This is a genomic window from Arhodomonas sp. KWT, from assembly GCF_010993615.1.
The window spans coordinates 1-3,550 of sequence record NZ_WNXE01000216.1 but is presented as its reverse complement, the minus strand read 5'-3'; the positions used below and the strand labels follow the sequence as shown (position 1 = coordinate 3,550).

1 protein-coding gene is annotated in these 3,550 nt (G+C 71.2%); it reads left to right on the top strand.

What is annotated here, in order from left to right; all coding sequences use genetic code 11:
• Window positions 1-3,275, top strand: a 3,275-nt coding sequence (locus tag G7A99_RS16820) for an FAD-dependent oxidoreductase (RefSeq protein ID WP_163142293.1), incomplete at its 5' end; no start/stop codon positions are given.
• Window positions 3,276-3,550: the final 275 nt, after the last annotated feature.

The following is a 3,550-nucleotide window of genomic DNA, read 5'->3' as shown; positions in this document are numbered from 1 at the left end:
TCGGCGAGCTCTTCGACATCGGCGCCGCGCTGGATCGCGCCCGTGCCGCCACCCTCTCCCACGACGTGGTCATGGGCTTCAAGCAGGAGTTCGTCCAGCGCCGGGTGAAGAAGCACCGCCGCCCGGTGGAGACGTCCTTCGCAGAGCTGGACGCCTGGCTCGAGGAGCGCACCGGCGGCCACGACGGCGACCGCGAGCACCGCGTCGCCACCTACGCGATGGGCCTGCTGGCCGACAGCGACGCCAACGCCGAGGCCATCGAGCGCGTCACCGCCTGGTGCAAGCTCGCACGCAAGGAGCCGGAGGCCGCCCGCACCGTCGCCGGCTGGACCAGCTTCCGGCTGCCCCAGCGCGTCGACCACACCGCACTGGTGCCGCTGCAGGAGACCGGCGACGGCGTCGCACGCCGCGAGGCCGGCGAGGGCCACAAGCGCCGCCGCGACGGCTTCGGGCTCACGGACGGCCGCGCCAGCGCCCGCGCCGTTCAGGGCGAGGTGCACTACTGCATCTACTGCCACGAGCACGACGGCGACTTCTGCTCCAAGGGCTTCCCGGAGAAGAAGGGCTCCCCGGAGCTCGGCCTCAAGGAGGACCCGCTCGGCAACACCCTCACCGGCTGCCCGGTCGAGGAGAAGATCTCCGAGATGCACTCCTTCAAGCGCGACGGACACACCCTCGCCGCGCTGGCCGTGGCCATGGTGGACAACCCCATGATCCCCGCCACCGGCCACCGCATCTGCAACGACTGCATGAAGGCCTGTATCTACCAGAAGCAGGACCCGGTGGATATCCCGCAGATCGAGACGCGCTGCCTCACCGACGTCCTCGACCTGCCCTGGGGCGTGGAGCTCTACCACCTGTTCACCCGCTGGAACCCCCTGCGCGCCGAGCAGTTCCTGCCGGCGGCGGACAACGGCCGCCGGGTGCTGGTGGCCGGCATGGGCCCGGCGGGCTTCACCATGGCGCATCACCTCACCCAGGCGGGCTGCACCGTGGTGGGCGTGGACGGGCTCAAGATCGAGCCCCTGCCTCGGGCGCTGCTGGAGGAGCCGGTGGAACGCTGGTCCGACCTGGTGGAGGACCTCGACGAGCGCATCCTGATGGGCTTCGGCGGCGTCGCCGAGTACGGCATCACCGTGCGCTGGGACAAGAACTTCCTCAAGCTCATCTACCTGACCCTGGCCCGGCGGCCGAACTTCAGCGTCCACGGCGGCGTGCGCCTGGGCGGCACCGTCACCCTTGAGGACGCCTGGCGGCTCGGGTTCGACCACGTCACCATCGCCACCGGCGCCGGTCTGCCGCGGGTCCTGCACATGGGCAACAGCCTCGCCCGCGGCATGCGCCAGGCGAACGACTTCCTCATGGCGCTGCAGCTCACCGGCGCAGGCAAAGACTCCAGCCTCGCCAACCTCCAGGTACGGCTGCCCGCGGTGGTGATCGGCGGCGGACTCACCGGCGTCGACACCGCCACTGAGGTGCAGGCCTACTACATCAAGCAGGTGGAGAAGGTCCTCCACCGCTACGAGACCCTCACCGCCGCCCGTGGCGAGGAGGCCGTGACCGCCTCGCTCAACGACGAGGACCGCGAGACCCTCGCCGAATTCCTTGCCCACGGCCGGGCGGTGCGCGCCGAGCGCGAGCGCGCCGCGGCCGCCGGCGAGGCGCCGGACTTCGCGCCGCTGCTGCGTGAGTGGGGCGGCGTGACCATCGCCTACCGCAAGGGTATGAACGCCTCGCCGGCGTACACGCGCAACCACGAGGAGCTCACCAAGGCCATGGAGGAGGGGCTCTTCTACGCGGAGGGCCTGGAGCCGCTGTACGCGGACGTGGACCGGTACGACCACGTGAAGTCGCTGGTCTGCCGGCGCATGCAGCGCGTCGAGGGGCGCTGGCTCGCCACCCGCGAGGAGGTGACGCTGGACGCCCGCTCGATCTTCGTCGCCGCGGGCACGGTGCCCAACACCATCTACGAGCGCGAGTACCCGCGCACCTTCGCGCTCAACGGCAACCACTTCCTCCCGCACATCGCCCGGCGCGAGGAGCTCCAGCCCGTGGAGGACGCCGATCACTGCAAGTCCCCGGAGTTCGGGCCGTTCACCTCCTATGACGAGGACGGCCACCGGGTGAGCTTCATCGGCGACACCCACCCGGCATTCAATGGCAGCGTGGTCAAGGCCATCGCCTCCGCCAAGCGCAGCTATCCGCAGATCCTGCGCTCGGTGCAGTCCAAACCGCAGGCCTCGGACGCCAGCGCCGCGGGCTTCCTTGCCGAGATGGACGAGCAGTTCAGCGCCCGGGTGGTCTCGGTCAACCGCGAGAATCCGGCGATGACCGAGGTCTGGGTACGTGCCCCCCTCGCCGCACGGAACTTCCGCGCCGGCCAGTTCTTCCGGCTGCAGACCTTCGAGAGTACCAGCCCGGTGGTCGAGGGCACACGACTCCAGGTCCCGCTGCTCACGGTCAGCGGCACCGGCGTCGACGGCGACTGCATCCGGCTGATGATCCTCCAGTGGGGCGCCGGCCCGCGGCTCGTCGGCCGGCTCCAGCCCGGCGACCCGCTGGTACTCATGGGCCCCACCGGCGCGCCCACGGACATGCCCACCGGCAAGACCATCATGGTCGTCGCCGGGCGCTGGGGCGCGGCGGTGATGCTCGACATCGGCGCCGCCCTGCGTGCCGCGGGCAACCGCGTGCTCTACGTCGCCGCCTTCGGCAGGGCCGGCGACGTGGACCACCAGGACGAGCTGGAGGGCGGCGCGGACCAGATCCTCTGGTGCACCGCCGGCGAGCCCACCATCGAGGCCCGCCGGCCGCAGGACACCAGCCTCGTCGCCACGGACATGCTCGACCTCGTCCGCCGCTACGGCGACGGCGAGGTCGGCCCCGCCGACGGCATCCCGCTGTCGGACGTGGACCGGGTTATGGTCATGGGCGGGACCGGACTGCTCAAGGGCTTCCAGGCCGCACTCAAGGGCGAGCTGCGCAGCTATTTCGCCCCCGGTGTGGAGGCCTTCGGCACCGTCGGCTCGCCCATGCAGTGCATGATGAAGGGCGTGTGCGCCCAGTGCCTGCAGTGGCAGATCGACCCGGATACCGGCGAGCGCACCCGCCCGGTATTCACCTGCGCCGGCCAGGACCAGCCGCTGTCGTGGATCGACATCGACAACCTCTCCGCGCGGCAGCAGCAGAACCGCCTCACCGACCGCCTCACCGGCCAGTGGCTGGACTACGTCTTCGAGCGGGAGGCCCAGGCGGACAACCCGGCGGGCGGATAGACCGCGGGGGACCGGGGCCGGCCATTCACGGCCGGCTGCCGTCGGCCCTCGCGATCGCGCAAGCGGCCCCGCGCGGGCCGTCACCGCTGGATATGGCGCCGGTCAGGTCCGTGCAGGCACGCTCGGCAGCCCCGGCAACACGGAAATGGCCGCCGGATACGGCCAGAGTGCCTCCAGAATCCGCTGCGTACCGGCCTCCCTGGCGCTCGTGAACAGCCGGCTGCCGGGGGCGGCCCCGGAAAACTCGTCACGAAGCAGATCGTCCTCGGCCAGCC